This window comes from Bacillus sp. LM 4-2 (assembly GCF_000978495.1).
GTDB classification, from domain to species: domain Bacteria; phylum Bacillota; class Bacilli; order Bacillales; family Bacillaceae; genus Bacillus; species Bacillus subtilis.
Genome location: NZ_CP011101.1, coordinates 2,144,618 through 2,163,839, shown reverse-complemented (window position 1 = coordinate 2,163,839; position 19,222 = coordinate 2,144,618). Strand labels below are relative to the sequence as shown.

Genomic DNA, 19,222 nt, shown 5'->3' with positions numbered 1-19,222 from the left:
CAGCCTTTTATACAAACAATTTGACTTTCATACCCCCTTCCATTAGCCTGTAATGGAACGGCTAGAATAGGGAGGGAATGGATATGGAGATACATACATATGAAAAAGAATTTTTTGATCTTTTAAAAAGAATCTCACATTACAGCGAAGCAGTTGCGTTAATGCACTGGGACTCCAGAACAGGCGCGCCGAAAAACGGCTCAGAGGATCGTGCCGAAAGTATCGGCCAGCTTTCAACAGATATATTCAATATCCAAACATCAGATCGAATGAAGGAGCTTATCGATGTCCTGTATGAACGATTTGATGACTTGTCGGAAGATACGAAAAAAGCAGTGGAACTGGCGAAAAAAGAGTATGAAGAGAATAAGAAAATCCCTGAGGCTGAATACAAAGAATACGTGATTCTGTGTTCAAAGGCAGAAACAGCGTGGGAGGAAGCGAAAGGAAAATCTGATTTCAGCTTGTTTTCTCCTTATTTAGAACAGCTGATTGAATTCAATAAACGTTTTATTACGTATTGGGGATATCAAGAGCATCCTTATGATGCATTGCTTGATTTGTTTGAGCCCGGCGTCACGGTAAAGGTGCTTGATCAGTTGTTTGCTGAGCTGAAGGAAGCGATTATCCCTCTTGTTAAACAGGTGACAGCTTCCGGAAATAAACCAGATACAAGCTTTCTTACAAAAGCGTTCCCGAAAGAAAAGCAAAAAGAGCTCAGTCTGTATTTTTTACAGGAGCTTGGCTACGATTTTGATGGCGGAAGACTTGATGAAACCGTTCATCCGTTTGCAACTACGCTGAATCGGGGAGACGTTCGGGTCACGACGAGATATGATGAAAAAGATTTCCGGACGGCGATCTTTGGCACCATTCATGAGTGCGGGCACGCGATTTACGAGCAAAATATTGATGAAGCACTCAGTGGTACGAATTTGTCAGACGGCGCATCAATGGGAATTCATGAATCGCAATCATTATTTTACGAGAATTTTATCGGCCGCAACAAGCATTTTTGGACACCGTACTATCAGAAGATTCAAGAAGCATCACCTGAACAGTTCAAGGACATCTCCCTGGATGATTTTGTCCGGGCAATCAATGAATCAAAACCTTCATTTATCAGGGTCGAAGCGGATGAATTAACGTATCCTCTTCATATCATCATCCGTTATGAAATTGAAAAAGCGATTTTCAGCAATGAAGTGTCTGTGGAAGATCTGCCGTCGCTTTGGAATCAAAAATACCAGGATTATTTAGGGATTACACCGCAGACCGACGCAGAGGGGATTTTACAGGACGTCCATTGGGCAGGTGGTGATTTCGGCTACTTCCCATCCTATGCGCTCGGCTACATGTATGCGGCTCAGCTGAAACAAAAAATGCTTGAGGATCTCCCTGAATTTGACGCTCTCTTGGAAAGAGGAGAGTTCCATCCGATAAAGCAATGGCTGACGGAAAAGGTGCACATTCACGGAAAACGGAAAAAGCCGTTAGACATTATTAAAGATGCAACAGGAGAAGAGCTGAATGTTCGCTATTTAATTGATTATTTATCAAACAAATATTCAAATCTCTATCTGTCATAATCAAAAGCCTGGCGGCGCGGTCGTCAGGCTCTTTTATATCGTATACCCTTGAAATACGAATGATATCTAAAAAAACAAAAATAAAGTTCGGGAATTTTTATTTTCAACCTATGCAAGAGATTAGAATCTTGATATAATTTATTACAATATAATAGGAACACTCATATAATCGCGTGGATATGGCACGCAAGTTTCTACCGGGCACCGTAAATGTCCGACTATGGGTGAGCAATGGAACCGCACGTGTACGGTTTTTTGTGATATCAGCATTGCTTGCTCTTTATTTGAGCGGGCAATGCTTTTTTTATTCTCATAACGGAGGTAAGACAGGATGGAAGCACTGAAACGGAAAATAGAGGAAGAAGGCGTCGTATTATCTGATCAGGTATTGAAAGTGGATTCTTTTTTGAATCACCAAATTGATCCGCTGCTTATGCAGAGAGTTGGTGACGAATTTGCGTCCAGGTTTGCAAAAGACGGTATTACCAAAATTGTGACAATCGAATCATCAGGTATCGCCCCCGCTGTAATGACGGGCTTGAAGCTGGGTGTGCCAGTTGTCTTCGCGAGAAAGCATAAATCGTTAACACTCACCGACAATTTGCTGACAGCGTCTGTTTATTCCTTTACGAAGCAAACAGAAAGCCAAATCGCAGTGTCTGGGACCCACTTGTCGGATCAGGATCATGTGCTGATTATCGATGATTTTTTGGCAAATGGACAGGCAGCGCACGGGCTTGTGTCGATTGTGAAGCAAGCGGGAGCTTCTATCGCGGGAATTGGCATTGTTATTGAAAAGTCATTTCAGCCGGGAAGAGAAGAACTTGTAAAACTGGGCTACCGAGTGGAATCTTTGGCAAGAATTCAGTCTTTAGAAGAAGGAAAAGTGTCCTTCGTACAGGAGGTTCATTCATGAGAAATGGATTCGGCAAAACGCTGTCTTTAGGGATTCAGCATGTTCTCGCCATGTATGCCGGCGCCATTGTCGTTCCTCTGATTGTCGGAAAAGCAATGGGACTGACTGTCGAGCAGCTGACTTACCTAGTATCGATTGATATTTTTATGTGCGGTGTGGCTACACTTCTGCAAGTGTGGAGCAACCGATTTTTTGGGATCGGGCTTCCGGTAGTGCTTGGCTGTACCTTTACAGCTGTATCGCCGATGATAGCGATTGGATCTGAATATGGGGTTTCAACTGTTTACGGCAGCATTATCGCTTCAGGCATTCTTGTCATTCTTATTTCATTTTTCTTTGGAAAGCTCGTATCGTTTTTTCCGCCGGTCGTGACAGGCTCTGTTGTTACGATTATCGGTATTACACTGATGCCGGTTGCCATGAATAACATGGCCGGCGGAGAAGGAAGTGCAGATTTCGGAGATCTCTCCAATCTTGCTCTTGCTTTTACCGTGTTGAGTATCATTGTGCTACTATACCGTTTTACAAAAGGCTTTATCAAGTCCGTCTCGATTTTGATCGGTATTTTGATTGGCACCTTCATCGCATATTTTATGGGAAAAGTTCAATTTGATAATGTTTCGGACGCGGCAGTTGTTCAAATGATTCAGCCATTTTACTTCGGAGCGCCGTCTTTTCACGCAGCGCCTATCATTACGATGTCCATCGTTGCAATTGTCAGCCTTGTGGAGTCAACTGGTGTTTACTTTGCTTTAGGTGACCTGACAAACCGCCGTTTGACAGAGAAAGATCTGTCTAAAGGCTATCGAGCTGAAGGACTGGCTGTGCTTCTGGGCGGTATTTTTAATGCTTTTCCTTACACGGCATTCTCTCAAAATGTCGGGCTTGTTCAGCTCACAGGGATCAAAAAAAATGCCGTCATTGTGGTCACAGGTGTGATCCTAATGGCATTTGGGCTGTTTCCAAAGATCGCTGCTTTCACGACCATTATTCCATCCGCTGTTTTGGGCGGTGCAATGGTGGCGATGTTTGGAATGGTGATCGCTTACGGAATTAAAATGCTCAGCCGCATTGATTTTGCGAAACAGGAAAATCTGCTGATTGTTGCCTGCTCAGTGGGTTTGGGGCTTGGTGTGACCGTTGTGCCGGATATTTTCAAACAGCTTCCGAGTGCCTTAACGCTGCTTACAACGAATGGCATTGTGGCGGGCAGCTTCACTGCAGTCGTCTTAAATATTGTATATAACGTTTTTTCTAAAGCCAAAAAAACAGAACAAGAAGCTGACCTCGCTGAACAAAAAACAGCAGTCTAACTCCGCCGCGGCGGAGTTTTTTTGCATATAAAAAAGATTGTTGCGGCACAATGTATGCAAAGAGGTGATCGCATGGCGTTTATTTTATCCATTGGAACAAGTCTTCCTGCGTATAATGTAAACCAAGAGAAAGCGGCCGAATTCGCCCGCTATATGTTTCAGCATTCTTTTAAGGATATTGACCGGCTGTTATCCTCCTTTAAAAACGGGCAAATCCATTCGAGACAGTTTGTTAAGCCGATTGAATGGTATAAAGAGGGGCACAGCTTTGAAGAAAAAAATCAAATATACATAGAAGAAACACTTAAACACAGCAGAGCGGCTGTTCGTGAGTGCCTCTCTCATCCGGAATTTTTTCAAGAAGCCATTCCTTATGAGAAAGTGGAAGCTGTTTTTTTCGTCTCCAGTACAGGTCTTTCCACACCGAGTATCGAGGCGCGGCTTATGAATGAACTTCCGTTTTCTCCATATACGAAGCGGATTCCGATTTGGGGGCTTGGCTGTGCAGGAGGAGCCAGCGGACTTGCGCGTGCAGCCGAATACTGCAAAGCGTATCCTGAGGCTTTTGTGCTTGTCATTGCTGCCGAGCTGTGCAGCCTGACATTCCAGCCGGAAGATAAAACGAAAAGCAATCTGATCGGCACCTCGCTTTTTGGTGACGGCATTGCCGCAGCTTTATTATGCGGAGAGAAGGCGGACCGCAGGATGTCAAAGCTGCAACTTGCGCCGAAGATAATGGACGCCCAATCTGTTTTGATGAAACAATCAGAAGATGTCATGGGCTGGGACTTTACCGATCAAGGATTCAAAGTCATTTTCTCACGAGACATTCCGACTTTGGTGGAAAAATGGCTCAAAACAAATGTACAGATTTTTTTGGACAAACATAAGCTGTCATTCCATGATATCAGTGTTTTTTTGGCGCATCCAGGCGGAAAAAAAGTGATCGATGCATACATCAAAAGTCTCGGGCTGTCGTCAGAAAAGCTTTCATCTGCGCAAAGCATTTTGCAAAAGCACGGAAATATGTCTTCAGCTACAATCTTGTATGTGATCAAAGACCATCTGCAGAACGGACATAAAAAGGAAGCTGAACGAGGACTGATTGGCGCATTAGGGCCGGGTTTCTCATCAGAATTGCTGTTATTCAGCTGGGAAAAGGGGGCCTGACTCATGTTTTGGTTGTTGATCGCCATTCTCATTGTTCAAAGAGCAGCAGAAATGGCAGTGGCCAGGCAAAACGAACAAAAGGTAAAGCAGCAAGGAGCAATTGAATTTGGCGAGAGCCACTATCCATATATCATTACGATGCATATCCTTTTTTTCCTGTCCTTAATTGCCGAAGTGCTGCTGATGAATAAACAGCCGTCCAGCTGGTGGCTCGGTATCGCTGCAGTTATTTTAAGCGTACAGATCGTACGGTATTGGGCGCTTTGTTCCTTAGGGGCATATTGGAATACGAAAATCCTTGTTGTTCCAGGTGTAGAGCTTGTAAATAAAGGTCCATATAAATGGATGAAACATCCAAACTATGCCGTTGTTATACTCGAAATTTTGCTGATTCCGCTGCTTTATCAAGCATACGTCACCATGTGTCTGTTTTCCATTTTCAATGCCGTGTTGTTAAGCATCAGAATTCGCGCAGAAGACAAAGCATTACAGGAATACAGCGTAAAATAGCGATTGAAAATCATTCTCAACCATGTTAAAATGAATTTGAAAAAGATTCTCAATCAGGATGGTGAAGCAAATGACAATGCTGTTTTTGCTTGGAGCGGTTTGTACATATAGTGTATTAATTGGTTTTGTATTAAAAGGAATCTCTAATAAATCTGTTTGATGAATCTGGAACTTGTAAAAGTTGCAGATTTTCTTTTATAGAAGCTGCCGTAATGGCGGCTTTTTTCTATTCTCCTAAAGAAATTTGGTTTATTCTTGTGTAAAATGAAAAGGGAATGAATTCAGATCTTTCGAAAAAGGTTCACAATTGAAACGGCACAAAGGGGTTCAGACTTATGACAGATCAAAACAGAAAAGAGCTTTTGCATAAAACTGGGGAAATTTATAAGCAATTTATTGAGAATCAAGATGAACAAAGGGCTGCTAAACTGGCTGCGGTCATGAAAAAAGCGGCTGATGAAGAGGTTTATATCGCGTTTACCGGGCATTATTCAGCGGGAAAATCGTCACTGCTGAACTGCCTGTTAATGGAGAATATTTTGCCGACAAGCCCGATTCCGACAAGCGCTAACCTTGTTGTGATCAGAAACGGGGAAAAGCGAGTTCGGCTTCATACAACAGACGGAGCGTGTGCTGAGCTGGAAGGGGCTTACCAGAAAGACAAGGTGCAGCAATATTGTAAAGACGGGGAACAGATTGAAAGCGTCGAAATTTTTGACAGGTATACTGAGATCGATTCCGGGGTTGCGTATATTGATACTCCAGGGATAGATTCAACAGATGATGCTCATTTTCTATCGGCTGCTTCTATTCTTCACCAAGCGGATGCGCTGTTTTACGTCGTTCACTATAATCACGTGCACTCTGAAGAAAATGTAAAGTTTCTCAGATCAATAAAAGAAAGCATTCCGAATGTGTATTTTATCGTCAATCAAATTGACCGCCATGATGAGACGGAGACGAAATTTGGAGACTATCAAGCGCAGGTAGAGGAGATGCTTTGCAATGAAGGGATTTCAAGGGAAGCGCTCTATTTTACATCAGTAACAGAACCGGATCACCCGTTCAATCAGATGGGGGCCCTGAGAGAAGAGTTAAGAAGAATAGAACAGCAATCAAAAAGCAATATGCAGGCTTTAACGGAACAAAAAGTCCGTAATCTGCTAAAGGAACATACGGAAATGCTGAAGAAAGACGAAACAGGCGCTCCGAGTTTCGCTGAACAGCTTAATATCCAAATTGGACTGGTCCAATCGCTGCGTGATCAATTGAATGAGGCCGAAAAACAAACGACTGAGGCAGAGACGAGGATGCAGGAAGAAATCAATCGTATTTTAAAAAACGCAAACCTGACGCCTTTTGAAATGCGTGAATTGGCGGCTGCATTTTTAGAATCACAAGAGCCTTCTTTTAAAACCGGCTTTTTCTTTTCTAAAGCGAAAACTGCACAGGAAAGAGATAAAAGGCGGAATGCTTTTTTCTCTGATGTGGCAAAACGAACAGAGGCCGAAGCGGATTGGCATATGATAGACATGCTTCATAAACTCGCCAAGGCATTTGATGTCTATACCGCTGAAAGTGAAAAGCTGATTCAGGCCTATCGCACAACGCTTGATATAAGCATCATTGAACGCGCGGTCAAGCATGGTGCAGCCTTTTCCTCTGAATATGTATTGCAATATACAAAAGACTTGGCAGAGCTCATCCGGAAAGAGGCGAAAAGAGAAGCCGCAGACATCATAAAGGTGCTCTCCGCTATGGTGAAAGAGCGTGTTTCCAAAGATGTGCAAACAATTAACGACCGGCTCGTCCAAGAATCAGAAAAACTTGTCTTTCTTCAAGAACAGGCGCGTTTAGAGAATAATACCCGAGAGAAAACCGATCGCCTGTGGGCCATTTGGGAAGAAGAGTCCGCATGCCCAATGCATATAGACACAGAATGGTTTAAATCGAAGAAAACAAGAGTGGCGGCTCCAGAGCAGAAACAAGGCCGAAGCCAGCTGACGGCGCAGCCGATGCCGAAATCAGAAATCAAAATGGAACAAGAAATGCCGCTTCAAGACCAAATCAAACGCTTTTACACTTTGTCTGACCTTTTAGGCGAATGCAGCATGTTGTTAAAGCAAACTTCAGCGTTTCGTGAAAGGGTGAAAAGGCTTGAGGAACGGAAATTTACACTCGCTCTTTTTGGAGGCTTCAGCTCGGGGAAATCATCATTTGCCAATGCGCTTGTCGGCGAAAGAGTGCTGCCATCCTCACCAACGCCAACCACAGCGACAATTAACAAGATCACAAAGCCAATCAATGGCAACTTAAACAAAACAGCGGATGTAGTGTTTAAGACAGAGGATGACATAACGGCTGAAATTTTGCAGCTCACCGGAATACCAAAGGAACCGGCAGGCCGTTCCTTCACAGAGAAGTGGGAAAAGGCAGTCAAAAAAAACAGGCTGCAGGAAGAACACGTGAAATTGATCAGCAATTTCCTGCTTGCATACGAGAAGTATCAGCAGTATATACAGGAACAGAAGAAATTAACGATTCCGCTATCTGAATTAAAGCCGTATGTAGCAGAGGAAACAACGGCCTGTGCTGTAAAAGAGGTAACGGTCTACTATACATGCCCGCTCACTGAAAAAGGGATTACGATCGTTGATACACCCGGCGCGAGCAGCATGAATAAACGGCATACAGAACTGGCATTCCAATATATCAAAGATGCCGATGCATTTTTTTATATGACTTATTATCAACACTCTTTTTCAAAAGGAGACCGTTCATTTTTGCGAAAGCTTGGACTTGTGAAAGAATCGCTCAGCATGGATAAAATGTTTTTTATTATTAATGCTGCAGACCTTGCAAAAGATAAAACAGAGCTCGAAACAGTGACCGATTATGTCAGCGCAGAGCTTGTAAAAGAAGGGGTTTATGAGCCGCAGCTCTTTACCGTATCAAGTAAGGAGGAACTGGTGGGAAAACCGGAGTCATTTTATAATCAGTTCTCGAAAGTAAGAAAACACTTAGACCGGTTTATCGAAGTGGATGTAAAAAAAGCGTCAGCAGCGCAGCTCAGTTCGGAGGCAGACAAACTATGCGAAACTGTTTTTCAGCTTCACCAATCCCAGCATCAGTCCCGAGAAGAGACGGAAGCGCAGAAACAGCGCCTTATGCTGTCATTTGAGCGGACAGCGGCCGATATCGAGAAACGGCGGAACTCAGAAACCATCATTGAAAAAGTAAAAAAAGATACAAGAGAGCAGCTATATCACATTACACAGCGATTATCATATTTTGCAAATGATTTATTAAAATCGGCATTTCATCCCGGACTGCAAAACGGGGATTGGAAAAAGAACGTCAGTAAGGCGATGACAACAGCCTTACATGAATATCAATTTGAATATATTCAGGAAATCAAAACGCTTGATGTTCGCATGAGCGGTTTCATCGAACGGCATATCAATGAAGAATGGCTGGATCAATTTCAAAAAACATTAAACGAGGACGGTTATTTTTCCGTTTATGCGGGTGATCAGCATTCGAACGGCATACAGTTGAAGGAAGTTGAACCGGAAATAGAAGAACGTGCTTTTGAGCAGGAACTAAAAGAGGTCAAATCACCGAAACAGTTTTTTGAGCAGAAAGGAAAATCGGCCTTTATCGGAGCTGTACGGATGAAACTTACGAAAATCACAGAGGCATGGATAAAAAATGAAGAAGAAAGCCTGATCTCTCATTACACAGCTCACCTCAGACGCTTACAGGAAGATATGGGTGAAAAAGCAATCGCGCAAATAACGGATCAAAAAGAGACATATTTAAGAGGATATGCGGAAGGGGAACATGCGAAAGAGATTGAAATAGCGTACCAGGCGTGCATCTCCTGGAAAAATTCAGACAATACAATAAAAATGTAAAATTCAGTTGGCTTGTATTTCAAGTCATGATAGACTAAATAGAAAAAAGCGAGATGAACGATTAATGTCAGAGGTACATAAAGCAATTTCAGCACATTCATCAAAACAGCACGAGCATATCAAAGCATTTATGCGTCTTGAAAATATGCGTGAATTGGCGATTGAAGAAGCTGTTGCTAAATGCAAAAACGGTGAACCTTATACTACAGATGCAATTAATGAAATTACCGAGCAAATGAATCAGCTCGCTAAAAAAGGCATCGTCCCGACAAGACGGCTTGTATCAAAAGAAATGGTCAGAGAATACGTAAGCCGCATGTAAGCTGGATGATCCTGTCGCGAGTGAACCTCCTGCCGGAAGCATATACTATATGCATCCGACGTAAGGGGGGATTCATGTTGGGCAGAACAAAGCTCGGAAACAGAAATGCACAGGCGAATAACAATGCCAAAAAGAAAAACGGATTTCAAACCCATTTTGACTCTTACGCAGGACGCGAAGCTGAAAAGCTGATCGCCAGCAACAAAAGACACAACGATTGATAAATATCCAAACAGTATCTCTAATTAAAGAGATACTGTTTTTTATTTTTGGGCTGCTTTATGATAAAATAGAAGGAATGAAAGAAAAGGGAGTTATTTGATGAATAATAATAAACTATTGCTGGTTGACGGCATGGCTCTTTTATTCCGGGCCTTTTTTGCCACGGCCGTACATCGCAACTTTATGATAAATGACAGCGGGGTGCCGACGAACGGCGTCAACGGCTTTTTAAAGCATTTGATTACAGCTGTGGAAACATTCCAGCCGACACACGTCGTCTGCTGCTGGGACATGGGGAGCAAAACGTACCGAAATGACTTGTTCCAAGATTATAAGGCCAACCGCAGCGCGCCGCCTGTGGAGCTGATTCCGCAGTTTGATTTGGCAAAGGAAGCAGCCGCAGAGCTTGGAATCATGAATATTGGCTTTGCCGGCTATGAAGCGGATGACTGTATCGGTACTCTTGCCGATTTATTTGCGAATGAAGCGGACATTACGGTCGTAACAGGGGACAGAGATTTACTTCAGCTGTTAACGGATAAAGTAAGCGTTGCTTTGCTTCAAAAAGGAATCGGAAATTATAAAGTCTATACAAAAGAGACTTTTTATGAAGAAACAGGCGTAATGCCGAAGGCTTTGATTGATATTAAAGCGCTTATGGGTGATTCCAGTGATAACTATCCCGGAGTCAAAGGCATTGGAGAAAAAACAGCCTACAAATTGATTCGTGAATACGAAACGATTGACCGTTTATTGGAAAATCTTTCTCTTCTTCCAAAAGGACAGCAGGGAAAAATTCAGCAAGGTTTAAGCGATTTGGAGATGTCGAGGAAGCTTGCGGAAATCCATTGCTCAGTGCCGCTGGCCTGCACACTGAAAGACGCTTTATTTACTTTGCAAATGGAGCAGGCGGCTGACATGCTTCGCCGCCACCAAATTAAAGGAATTGAGCGTATGCTTGAAAAGCTGAACGCTAGAGAGATCGTTTAGATCCTCTCTAGCGTTTTGTATTGCTTTTTTTTGCTCTCTCCTCAAGCTCTGTTTTAGGGTCATTATGTGTATTGCCTTCCAGGTCGCCTTGCGGAGTAACACCGCCGGTCAGCCGGCCTTTATCTTTCTTTTTCATGTTAGTTCACCTCGCCATTAGGATGAACCAATGATCAAGATTTAATTCTTTTCATTCAGCCGAATCGCTTCTTTTGCCAGAAGATCGGCTTTTTGGTTTTGCTTGCCCGGTATCCATTTGATGAAAAAAAGAGGGAATGCCGCTTTTAATCGGATGATCTCTTCTACAAACGGTTGAAACGTTATATTTTTAACCATTTCAAGCTCAGTGGCGCGTTCCACAATATCTGAATCGGTTCGAAAGGAAACTGATTGATACCCGCGCGTTGCACATAGCTTCATCCCTTCAATTAATGCAAGAAATTCCGCTTCTTGGTTTGTATGCACTCCGATTGGAATAGAGAAAGATTCTGCTTTTCCCTCATGTTTGATAAAAATGCCGATACCGGAAGGCCCTGGATTACCGGCGCTTGCGCCGTCTACATATATTTCTGTAGGCATTATGAACTCCTTTCATCATTAGGTATCATTTTTTTGGCTGCATAGGCATAAGGCAATGAAATTAAAGATACCGCAAACTTAATCAAATATGTAGAAATAAAAATATGAAGCCACACGCCTGCCGGATAAATGCCGAGAAAGGCGACTGCAGTGAATATGAATGTATCAAACAACTGGCTGACTGCTGTACTGCCGCCGTTTCTGAGCCATAAAAGCCGATCAGAAGGAAATATCCTTCTAATTGCCGAATATACATAAACATCCAGCGTTTGGCTGAAGATAAAGGCAAGCAGACTTCCTAACGCAACTCGCGGAAGGAATCCGAAGATCGTTTCCAGCGCTGTTTGTGATATGTCGCTGGAAGCCGGTTCGAAAAGCAGCACGCCCTGCATGACAAATGTCAGCGTCAGGAGCGTTGAGAATCCGAGCCATACCGCTTTTCTGGCTTCAGCTGGCCCGTATTTTTCATTCAGCACATCTGTCGCAAAAAAGATTGTGCCATACATCACATTCCCAAGTGTCGCTGTTAAGCCAAACAGTTCGACTGTTTTGACGACTTGGAGGTTGGCGCAGACTGTCGCAAAACCGATCCAAACAAACAGCCCCATTTTGCCAAATCCTTTATAAAATAAAAGAACAATGATAAAATGAATGATCGCAAAAAAGATCCAAAACGAATTATTAAACAAGATGAAAAAGCTTCCTTTCCGGGGTAAGATTGGTTTGATTATAGCATAAGCCCGACAACTAATGAATGGTAAGGTGATTGTAATGAAGCTCAGACCGCATTTGAAAATAGAAGCAAAAGGAACAGGATCCGTCTCATTTTTTAGCGAAGACTGGCTGACAGCACAGCAGGCACGTATGCTCGCCAGAGAACTTGGACGTTTTCCATACATGAAAGAGCTAGAGTTCGAAGACGAGAAAGGCGGCAGCTGGACGCTGAAGGAATTGGAAAAGCTGACAGAGGAGCTTGCTCAAGAGCCTGATGACATTACTGTTTATTTTGACGGCAGTTTCGATAAGGAGAGCGAACTGGCCGGTCTCGGGATCGTCATCTATTATTCATTGGGAGGAATCCGTCATCGCTTGAGAAAAAATAAAAGCTTCCGGCTGAAAACCAATAATGAAGCTGAATACGCAGCGCTTTATGAAGCAATAAGAGAAGTAAGAGAGCTGGGGGCAAGCAGAAATTCAATTACAATCAAAGGGGACTCGCTTGTTGTGCTGAATCAGCTTGACGGCAGCTGGCCTTGTTATGATCCATCTCATAATGAATGGCTTGACAAAATAGAAGCACTCCTTGAATCGCTGAAGCTTACTCCAACCTACGAAACAATACAACGAAAAGACAATCAGGAAGCTGACGGCCTCGCTAAAAAAATTCTATCCCATCAATTCGTAGAAAGCCACACGAAATTAGACCGTAACGGAGATGACGATATTGGATAAGAAAATGATCTTTAAAGAACTGACAGAACTGCACGATGAATATTGCAAGGACTGTTTTATTAAGAAGCAGTTTCGCAAAGAATTTGGCAAAACTTATGCGCATTCATTTTGTATCAATAAATGTACGGTTGGTGAAAAGTTGAAACAATACGGAGATGTCTTAACCAATCACTAAAAATAAAAACCGCAGAAGCTGCGGTTTTTATTCTTTGAATTCATCCAGCTGATGCTCGCTGTCATCTAGCAGCTGCTGTTGCTGCTTTACAAATTCAGGATCATCGAGAGCTGCCAGCTCTTCAGATTGTGACAGTTCTCTAGCATCCTCAATGGCTTGGTATGCAGAGTCGACTAATGTTTTGCTTTGGCCTCTCGTCGCAGCTCCTGTTGTTTTCTGCGCTGTTTCCACCGCTAGTTCCAGCCGCCGCTTATCCGTAAAGCCAGTCTGATCCTCATTATGAAATTCTGAAGTCACAAAAAACACCTCCGCCATTATTTTGCAGAGTTTTTTTGAAATTTATGTACCAAAATAGAAAAGAAAATAAAAATAAGCCGATATAACTATTGAACCAGAATAAATAGGACTGTTTTACTATTTGAGGTATCTTGATAGAGAAGGGGAACGCAGCTATGGATGATAAAGACTTGAAGTTGATCCTTCACAAAACATTTATAGAAATATACAGTGATTTAGAAGAACTGGCGGATATCGCGAAAAAAGGAAAACCGTCAATGGAAAAGTATGTTGAAGAGATTGAACAGAGGTGTAAACAAAACATTTTGGCGATTGAAATCCAGATGAAAATCAAATAGGAGAGGCGAATGCCTCTCCTCTATTTGTCATCTCATCATCATGTATTGAGTTTAGAGTTTTACAACATTAGAAGCTTGAGGTCCACGATTACCTTCGACAATTTCAAAAGAAACTTCTTGTCCTTCTTCTAATGATTTGTATCCATCTCCTTCGATAGCTGTGAAGTGAACAAATACATCGTCTCCGCCTTCAACTTCAATGAAGCCGAATCCTTTTTCGTTGTTGAACCATTTTACTTTACCGTTTTGCATATTGCTTAATTCCTCCTAGTACTGTAGCACTCATGTGCTAAAAAAAATTTTGTCATCATCTAACTTTGATTCATTGTTAAATGATGGTTCAACTATACACCATCTGGGAGCACCCGTCAAGTTTCGAAACGGCTTATTTTTCAAAAGAAGGGTAAGTTTCATAAAAAAATGTAACCGCTTTTATTAATGGCTGAATATAAATAAAAAGAGCACACGATTTTCGTATGCTCTCAAGTACGCCATTACGATAGCGCTTTGGCTTTTTGTTTGGCAGTCATCATTTCTGATTCCTTCAGGATATCCTCTAAAATCACTTCAGAGGAGTTTGCTAAATGAAGGTCCTTAATGTTTTTCTTCATGCGATGCAAGGTATCTTCATCTGCAAGAAGGGAAGTGACTGACTCGAGAATCTCTTCATGACGGTTCACAACGATGGCAGCTCCGCGGTCTTCAAAGAAGTTTGCATTTTCTTTTTCCTGGCCAGGCACGGGTTTGTACAGAATGACAGGCACTCCAATGGCTGTGGCTTCTGTCAAAGTAATGCCGCCGGGCTTGGTAATCATGCAATCTGTGATTCGGAATAGCTCATCAATGCGCTCCACATAGCCCAGAACTTTTAATTTGTCACCATTTTCCGCCTCAAGCGCACTCAAAGATTCTTTTAAAGCCGTATTTTTCCCGCACACGACAACTACTTGCACTTGGTCATCCTTGACAAGGTTTTCGCACAGCTCTTTTACGTTCTTTAATACACCGTGAGCACCTGCCATGATCAGAAGCACTTTTTTGTTTGGTGAAAGATTGTACTTTTTATATATCGGGCCAACCGGCATGGATTCTTCAAATTGCGGCCTGATTGGAATTCCTGTGATTTTTACATTGCTTGGATGAGTGCCGATCTCCAGCAGTTTTTCCTTCACGTAATCTGTCGCCACATAATATTTATCCACGTTTTCGTGAACCCAAATTTTATGAAGACAAAAATCAGTCATAACGTTGAAGGTAGGAATGACTCTTCCAGTTCGGCGTCTGTATTCCGGCACGACGATCATCGGAAATGTATTAATAATAATATCGGGCTGATGTTCATCGACAAGTTCGCCCAATCTTTTATTACCCATTTTAAAGTAAATATTGAATTTACGTTTATTATAGATTTTGTCAACTCCGTAATAAAACAAACGATAAAACTGTTTCCCGATTGAGAAGCTTTTTAAATAAAGGTATTGAGTTACCTCTGAAACAATCGGATTTGACTCTTGGTACAAATTAGAAACTGTTACATGCTGAAAGCCGAGCCGTACACATTGTTCATAAAGTGTTTTGGCTACCTGCACATGTCCATTTCCGTAATTTGCAGTCAAAATTAATACTCTTTTATTGGTATTCAAGTAAATTCACCTCAATGTAATCAACAACAAGCAAGCTTCATGCATCGTAAGGAGTTATTGTCTATACATAAACATAACACAAATACATAATCGAATTATTAATGCAGTGAAAAAGTTAAGCTAATTTTAAATGATTTGGATTCCAGTATTTTAAATTTTTGTTATACGCAGACTGAATCAGATGTATTTTATCATATTTTTTGCTCAGCGTATCACTAAAAAAAGAAAAATTAGTCCCATTCATAAGGAGTTTCTTGGTAAACGTAATAATTCAGCCAATTCATAAACAATAATGTGGCATGCGCTTTCCAGCGATTCACTGGCTCGTTGCTGCCTTTTGCAAAATAATGTTTAGGCTCCTCGACAGTAGAAAGGTTTCGTTCCAAATCTCTTTCATACTCTTGAAGAAGCGTATTTGTATCATATTCAGGGTGCCCTGTCAAAAAGACTTGTTTTTCGTCTTTAGACACAATTAAGCACACCCCGGCTTCCTTTGATGCGGTAAGAATGTTTAACTCGGGCACTGCTTGAAGCTGTTCCATATTTATATCTGTATGCCGGGAATGCGGCACGTAGTATAGCTCGTCAAAACCTCTTACCAATCTTTCGTGTTTTGAAAGAACGGTATGTTCGAACACACCGAAGATTTTTTTCGGCATTTGAATTTTTTCCACACCGTAATGGTAGTACAAACCTGCTTGAGCACCCCAGCAAATATGCAAGGTTGAAGTGACATTTGTTTTGCTCCACTCCATGATTTCCTTGAGCTCTTCCCAATATGAAACCTCTTCAAACGCCAAATGCTCGATCGGCGCACCGGTGATAATCATGCCGTCAAACCTCTTGTGACGGATATTGGAAAAAGTCGTGTAAAATTCGTCAAGGTGTTCTCTCGCAGTATTTTTCGGCGTGTGTGTGCTTGGGATTAAAAATGTGAAATGAACCTGTAAAGGCGAATTTCCAAGCAATCTGAGAAGCTGAGTCTCTGTTTGGATTTTTTTCGGCATCAAATTTAATATAATAATTTTTTGCGGCCGGATATCCTGATGAAATGCTCTGCTTTCATCCATTACAAATATATGTTCACTTTCAAGCACCTGTTTTGCCGGCAGGTGTGTTGGTATATTAATAGGCAACGTGCCACCTCCATTATTTCCCCGTTTAATTTTCTTCATTATAGGAATTTTCACGCCAATTTTCAATCTATCTATACGTGTTGAGGGGGAAACAACAGAAAACTCTTTAAATAAAACGCACTGACACGCCTTTTGGTTTCACAGTAAAATGATTTTCCATGATGTCAGAGGGAATTGTAATGTTTTATAGAATGATAAGATAAAAAACGAGCCATATGAATTGATAATGAACGGACGCTTATATCGTTAGGTTTCTTATGAGTTCTTAATTGATGTTTACATTTTGAATTGCGATTTAAAAAAGGTAAAATAATCAGCACCAGAGACATAGGAGGGACTTACATGTCTATTTATCATATGAAGGTACGTACAATCACAGGGAAAGACATGACACTTCAGCCATTCGCAGGAAAGGTACTGATGATCGTGAATACAGCAAGTAAGTGCGGTTTTACTCCCCAATTAAAGCAGCTGCAAGAATTATATGATACATATCAGCAGGAGGGGCTGGAGATCTTAGGGTTCCCCTGCAATCAATTCATGAACCAAGAGCCTGGTGAAGAGGCTGACATACAGGAATTTTGTAAAACAAATTACGGTGTTACATTTCCTATGTTTTCAAAAGTGGATGTAAACGGGAAAAACGCCCACCCGCTGTTTATGTATTTGACAGAACATGCGAAAGGGATGCTGGGAACTAAGGCGATCAAGTGGAATTTCACGAAATTTATAGTGGATAGAAATGGAGAAATCGTTGGCCGTTATTCACCAAATACAAATCCGAAAGAGCTGGAAGACACTATCGTGAAGCTATTAGAGCAATAAAAAGAGGGTGTTTTTGTGAAGGAATTGAAGCAGGCAGAGCAAATCAGGACATGGGTTCAATCTATCCTGACTGACGAAAGCTCTGGGCATGACTGGCATCATGTATCAAGAGTAGCAGATCTTGCAGCTTATATTGGAGAAAAGGAAAAAGCGGATTTGTTCATTGTTGAAATGGCGGCTTTGGTTCATGATTTAATTGATGTGAAGCTGCCTGACACGGTCAGGCTTTCTGTGAACGAAGTATATGATCAGCTCGTTTTTTTCGGAGTAGGAAAAGAGAATGCTGACAGGGTGATTCATATTATAACAAGGATGTCCTTTCGAGACAGGGAAAAGCTGGCGAAGGAGCCGCTCTCAATTGAGGGAAAAGCCGTACAGGATGCTGACAGACTTGATGCGATTGGTGGTGTCGGCATTGCGAGAGCTTTCATGTTTGCGGGCGCAAACGGGCATGGCCTTTATGGAGATGAGCAAAGCGCCTACGCTCATTTTTTTCATAAGCTGCTGCGGCTGAAAGATATGATGAATACAGACACTGCACGGGAACTGGCAGAAGAAAGACACAATTTTATGCTTCAGTTTGTCCGCCAATTAGAAAAAGACATACCCGGGATTGATGCCGAAACGTCGTAATAGAAGGCTTGGAGCGACTATGATAGAATAAGTCACAGATATGCTATAGGAGGACGATCATGAAGATAAAATCAATTGAACCTACACCAAGCCCGAATACAATGAAAGTCATCTTAACGGAAGAGCTTCCGGCGGGCAAAAGCAATAACTATAAACCTGAGCAAGCAGAAGGCGCACCGCCTGTTATAGCGGAAATTCTTAAAATAGATGGAGTTAAAGGGGTATATCACGTCGCAGATTTTCTTGCTGTTGAACGGAATGCAAGATACGACTGGAAAGACATTTTACCGCAAGTCCGCACTGCATTTGGGATGGAAAGTGCTGAAAGCGGAGAAGAAAATCGTTCTGATCAAGAATCTTTTGGAGAGGTAAAAGTTTTTGTGCAGATGTTCAGCGGCATTCCTATGCAAGTTAAATTAACCGATGGAGAGCGGGAAGAACGCTTCGGCTTACCTGAACGCTTTCAGCAGGCGATCTTAAAACTTAGATCTGAAGCTTCTAATGTTGTGTTTGAGCGGGCTTGGAAAGAACAAGGTGTCAGATTCGGTGACTTTGATGAAATCGGCCATGATGTGACAGAAGAGCTTCAGGCGGCATACAGTGATGAACGGCTGAAACGACTGACTGAAGCAGCCGCTCAAGGAAAGGGCGAAGCAAAACAAGCTGTACAGCGCAAAGCGTATAAAGTAACGCTTGATATGCTGGATGATGAGGACTGGAAAAAGCGTTATGCACACTTGGAACAGATGGATCCGAAAGAAGAGGATATCCCGGTTTTACAGAAGGCATTGGATGATCCAAAGGTGTCCATCAGAAGACAGGCTGTTGTGTACTTAGGAATGATTGAAACACCTGATGTTCTTCCTCTATTGTATAAAGCACTTGAGGACAAAGCTGTATCAGTCAGAAGAACGGCCGGAGACTGCCTGTCTGATATCGGCGATCCTCAAGCCATTCCTGCTATGATCAAGTCATTAAGCGACTCCAGCAAGCTTGTTCGCTGGCGTGCGGCCATGTTCCTGTACGAAGTCGGCGATGAAAGTGCAATTGAAGCTTTGCGCGCTGCCGAAGATGACCCCGAATTTGAGGTCAGCCTTCAAGTCAAAATGGCGCTTGAACGTATTGAGCATGGAGAAGAAGCAAAAGGTTCTGTTTGGAAACAAATGACGGAAAGCAGAAAAAAAGGCGAATAGAAATA

The 19,222-nt window shown here is 42.2% G+C and carries 24 protein-coding genes and 1 riboswitch; of the genes, 16 read left to right on the top strand and 8 right to left on the bottom strand.

Annotated features, from left to right (window positions below):
- Positions 1-83 precede the first annotated feature (83 nt).
- The 10 genes from ypwA to exnP all read left to right on the top strand — a co-directional run bounded on the left by ypwA (position 84) and on the right by exnP (position 10,949).
- The gene (gene ypwA, locus bslm_RS10555; protein ID WP_029726796.1) at positions 84-1,589 is read left to right on the top strand and encodes a carboxypeptidase; all 1,506 of its coding nucleotides are present in this window, start codon (positions 84-86) and stop codon (positions 1,587-1,589) included.
- 141 nt (positions 1,590-1,730) lie between these two features.
- A riboswitch (purine riboswitch) is annotated at positions 1,731-1,830 on the top strand.
- A gap of 90 nt (positions 1,831-1,920) precedes the next feature.
- Positions 1,921-2,505 (top strand): xanthine phosphoribosyltransferase, encoded by a 585-nt coding sequence (gene xpt / locus bslm_RS10550; protein ID WP_046381132.1) that lies wholly within the window; start codon positions 1,921-1,923, stop codon positions 2,503-2,505.
- On the top strand, positions 2,502-3,818 hold the full coding sequence (gene pbuX, locus bslm_RS10545) for a xanthine permease PbuX (protein ID WP_029726797.1): 1,317 nt from the start codon (positions 2,502-2,504) through the stop codon (positions 3,816-3,818). The genes xpt and pbuX overlap by 4 nt, the downstream gene beginning before the upstream one ends.
- A gap of 72 nt (positions 3,819-3,890) precedes the next feature.
- Positions 3,891-4,988 (top strand): type III polyketide synthase BpsA, encoded by a 1,098-nt coding sequence (gene bpsA / locus bslm_RS10540; RefSeq protein ID WP_046381131.1) that lies wholly within the window; start codon positions 3,891-3,893, stop codon positions 4,986-4,988.
- Positions 4,989-4,991: 3 nt separating this feature from the next.
- Positions 4,992-5,498 carry an alkylpyrone methyltransferase gene (gene bpsB, locus bslm_RS10535; protein ID WP_046381130.1) on the top strand — a complete coding sequence of 169 codons (507 nt, stop codon included), beginning with the start codon at positions 4,992-4,994 and terminating at the stop codon, positions 5,496-5,498.
- A gap of 70 nt (positions 5,499-5,568) precedes the next feature.
- Positions 5,569-5,658: a Fur-regulated basic protein FbpC gene (fbpC, locus tag bslm_RS20745; RefSeq protein WP_100069434.1), complete on the top strand. Its 90-nt coding sequence runs from the start codon at positions 5,569-5,571 to the stop codon at positions 5,656-5,658.
- 175 nt (positions 5,659-5,833) lie between these two features.
- Complete coding sequence (gene dynA / locus bslm_RS10530) at positions 5,834-9,415, top strand: dynamin GTPase (RefSeq protein WP_046381129.1); 3,582 nt, start codon at positions 5,834-5,836, stop codon at positions 9,413-9,415.
- Between the two features lie 64 nt (positions 9,416-9,479).
- Positions 9,480-9,737 carry a YpbS family protein gene (locus bslm_RS10525; RefSeq protein ID WP_038429198.1) on the top strand — a complete coding sequence of 86 codons (258 nt, stop codon included), beginning with the start codon at positions 9,480-9,482 and terminating at the stop codon, positions 9,735-9,737.
- Positions 9,738-9,811: 74 nt separating this feature from the next.
- Entirely contained in the window at positions 9,812-9,958 is a 147-nt protein-coding gene (locus bslm_RS20740; protein WP_003230761.1) for a hypothetical protein, read from the top strand.
- A gap of 100 nt (positions 9,959-10,058) precedes the next feature.
- Complete coding sequence (gene exnP, locus bslm_RS10520; protein WP_003230763.1) at positions 10,059-10,949, top strand: 5'-3' exonuclease ExnP; 891 nt, start codon at positions 10,059-10,061, stop codon at positions 10,947-10,949.
- 7 nt (positions 10,950-10,956) lie between these two features.
- Here exnP and sspL read toward each other — a convergent pair whose 3' ends face one another.
- From sspL to bslm_RS10505, 3 genes are read right to left on the bottom strand one after another with little or no spacing between them, the layout of a single operon-like run.
- A complete protein-coding gene (gene sspL, locus bslm_RS10515) occupies positions 10,957-11,085 on the bottom strand; it encodes a small, acid-soluble spore protein L (RefSeq protein WP_003218255.1) in 129 nt (42 codons plus the stop codon).
- Between the two features lie 41 nt (positions 11,086-11,126).
- Entirely contained in the window at positions 11,127-11,525 is a 399-nt protein-coding gene (locus tag bslm_RS10510; RefSeq protein ID WP_003230765.1) for a reverse transcriptase-like protein, read from the bottom strand.
- Positions 11,525-12,214 (bottom strand): queuosine precursor transporter, encoded by a 690-nt coding sequence (locus bslm_RS10505; RefSeq protein ID WP_038429197.1) that lies wholly within the window; start codon positions 12,212-12,214, stop codon positions 11,525-11,527. Before bslm_RS10505 ends, bslm_RS10510 begins: the two co-directional genes overlap by 1 nt.
- Positions 12,215-12,296: 82 nt before the next feature.
- On the opposite strand from bslm_RS10505, the gene bslm_RS10500 reads away from it, so the two are divergent.
- A complete protein-coding gene (locus bslm_RS10500) occupies positions 12,297-12,977 on the top strand; it encodes a ribonuclease H family protein (RefSeq protein WP_021481511.1) in 681 nt (226 codons plus the stop codon).
- Entirely contained in the window at positions 12,970-13,152 is a 183-nt protein-coding gene (locus tag bslm_RS10495; RefSeq protein WP_004399003.1) for a zinc-finger domain-containing protein, read from the top strand. Before bslm_RS10500 ends, bslm_RS10495 begins: the two co-directional genes overlap by 8 nt.
- Positions 13,153-13,179: 27 nt before the next feature.
- Here the strand turns inward: bslm_RS10495 and bslm_RS10490 are convergent, their stop codons facing one another.
- Positions 13,180-13,449 (bottom strand): DUF2564 family protein, encoded by a 270-nt coding sequence (locus bslm_RS10490; protein ID WP_015251856.1) that lies wholly within the window; start codon positions 13,447-13,449, stop codon positions 13,180-13,182.
- Positions 13,450-13,604: 155 nt separating this feature from the next.
- Here bslm_RS10490 and degR point away from each other — a divergent pair, with 155 nt between their 5' ends.
- A complete protein-coding gene (degR, locus tag bslm_RS10485) occupies positions 13,605-13,787 on the top strand; it encodes a transcriptional regulator DegR (RefSeq protein ID WP_003230774.1) in 183 nt (60 codons plus the stop codon).
- A gap of 51 nt (positions 13,788-13,838) precedes the next feature.
- Here degR and cspD read toward each other — a convergent pair whose 3' ends face one another.
- The 4 genes from cspD to metA form a co-directional block, all read right to left on the bottom strand.
- Positions 13,839-14,039 (bottom strand): cold-shock protein CspD, encoded by a 201-nt coding sequence (gene cspD, locus bslm_RS10480; protein WP_003230776.1) that lies wholly within the window; start codon positions 14,037-14,039, stop codon positions 13,839-13,841.
- A 30-nt stretch (positions 14,040-14,069) separates the two neighbouring features.
- Positions 14,070-14,201, bottom strand: coding sequence for a hypothetical protein (locus tag bslm_RS21335; protein ID WP_125121253.1), 132 nt, complete (start codon positions 14,199-14,201; stop codon positions 14,070-14,072).
- Positions 14,202-14,281: 80 nt separating this feature from the next.
- Entirely contained in the window at positions 14,282-15,430 is a 1,149-nt protein-coding gene (locus bslm_RS10475) for a diglucosyl diacylglycerol synthase (RefSeq protein WP_015483359.1), read from the bottom strand.
- A 230-nt stretch (positions 15,431-15,660) separates the two neighbouring features.
- The gene (metA, locus tag bslm_RS10470) at positions 15,661-16,566 is read right to left on the bottom strand and encodes a homoserine O-acetyltransferase MetA (RefSeq protein ID WP_015714134.1); all 906 of its coding nucleotides are present in this window, start codon (positions 16,564-16,566) and stop codon (positions 15,661-15,663) included.
- 342 nt (positions 16,567-16,908) lie between these two features.
- Here metA and bslm_RS10465 point away from each other — a divergent pair, with 342 nt between their 5' ends.
- The 3 genes from bslm_RS10465 to bslm_RS10455 are packed head-to-tail and all read left to right on the top strand — an operon-like array spanning position 16,909 to position 19,217.
- On the top strand, positions 16,909-17,391 hold the full coding sequence (locus tag bslm_RS10465) for a glutathione peroxidase (protein ID WP_046381128.1): 483 nt from the start codon (positions 16,909-16,911) through the stop codon (positions 17,389-17,391).
- Positions 17,392-17,406: 15 nt separating this feature from the next.
- Positions 17,407-18,024, top strand: a complete 618-nt coding sequence (hdhQ, locus tag bslm_RS10460; protein ID WP_046381127.1) for an Mn(2+)-dependent (deoxy)ribonucleoside pyrophosphohydrolase — start codon at positions 17,407-17,409, stop codon at positions 18,022-18,024.
- A 59-nt stretch (positions 18,025-18,083) separates the two neighbouring features.
- A complete protein-coding gene (locus tag bslm_RS10455) occupies positions 18,084-19,217 on the top strand; it encodes a conserved virulence factor C family protein (protein WP_032722021.1) in 1,134 nt (377 codons plus the stop codon).
- Positions 19,218-19,222: the final 5 nt, after the last annotated feature.

Coding starts and splice junctions, on each gene's coding strand:
- bslm_RS10510 (WP_003230765.1), bottom strand. CDS start 11,525: ATGCCTACAGAAATATATGTAGACGGCGCAAGCGCCGGTAATCCAGGG.
- cspD (WP_003230776.1), bottom strand. CDS start 14,039: ATGCAAAACGGTAAAGTAAAATGGTTCAACAACGAAAAAGGATTCGGC.
- bslm_RS21335 (WP_125121253.1), bottom strand. CDS start 14,201: ATGAAACTTACCCTTCTTTTGAAAAATAAGCCGTTTCGAAACTTGACG.
- bslm_RS10525 (WP_038429198.1), top strand. CDS start 9,480: ATGTCAGAGGTACATAAAGCAATTTCAGCACATTCATCAAAACAGCAC.
- bslm_RS10500 (WP_021481511.1), top strand. CDS start 12,297: ATGAAGCTCAGACCGCATTTGAAAATAGAAGCAAAAGGAACAGGATCC.
- sspL (WP_003218255.1), bottom strand. CDS start 11,085: ATGAAAAAGAAAGATAAAGGCCGGCTGACCGGCGGTGTTACTCCGCAA.
- degR (WP_003230774.1), top strand. CDS start 13,605: ATGGATGATAAAGACTTGAAGTTGATCCTTCACAAAACATTTATAGAA.
- dynA (WP_046381129.1), top strand. CDS start 5,834: ATGACAGATCAAAACAGAAAAGAGCTTTTGCATAAAACTGGGGAAATT.
- pbuX (WP_029726797.1), top strand. CDS start 2,502: ATGAGAAATGGATTCGGCAAAACGCTGTCTTTAGGGATTCAGCATGTT.
- ypwA (WP_029726796.1), top strand. CDS start 84: ATGGAGATACATACATATGAAAAAGAATTTTTTGATCTTTTAAAAAGA.
- bslm_RS10455 (WP_032722021.1), top strand. CDS start 18,084: ATGAAGATAAAATCAATTGAACCTACACCAAGCCCGAATACAATGAAA.
- exnP (WP_003230763.1), top strand. CDS start 10,059: ATGAATAATAATAAACTATTGCTGGTTGACGGCATGGCTCTTTTATTC.
- bslm_RS20740 (WP_003230761.1), top strand. CDS start 9,812: ATGTTGGGCAGAACAAAGCTCGGAAACAGAAATGCACAGGCGAATAAC.
- fbpC (WP_100069434.1), top strand. CDS start 5,569: ATGACAATGCTGTTTTTGCTTGGAGCGGTTTGTACATATAGTGTATTA.
- bslm_RS10465 (WP_046381128.1), top strand. CDS start 16,909: ATGTCTATTTATCATATGAAGGTACGTACAATCACAGGGAAAGACATG.
- bpsA (WP_046381131.1), top strand. CDS start 3,891: ATGGCGTTTATTTTATCCATTGGAACAAGTCTTCCTGCGTATAATGTA.
- bpsB (WP_046381130.1), top strand. CDS start 4,992: ATGTTTTGGTTGTTGATCGCCATTCTCATTGTTCAAAGAGCAGCAGAA.
- xpt (WP_046381132.1), top strand. CDS start 1,921: ATGGAAGCACTGAAACGGAAAATAGAGGAAGAAGGCGTCGTATTATCT.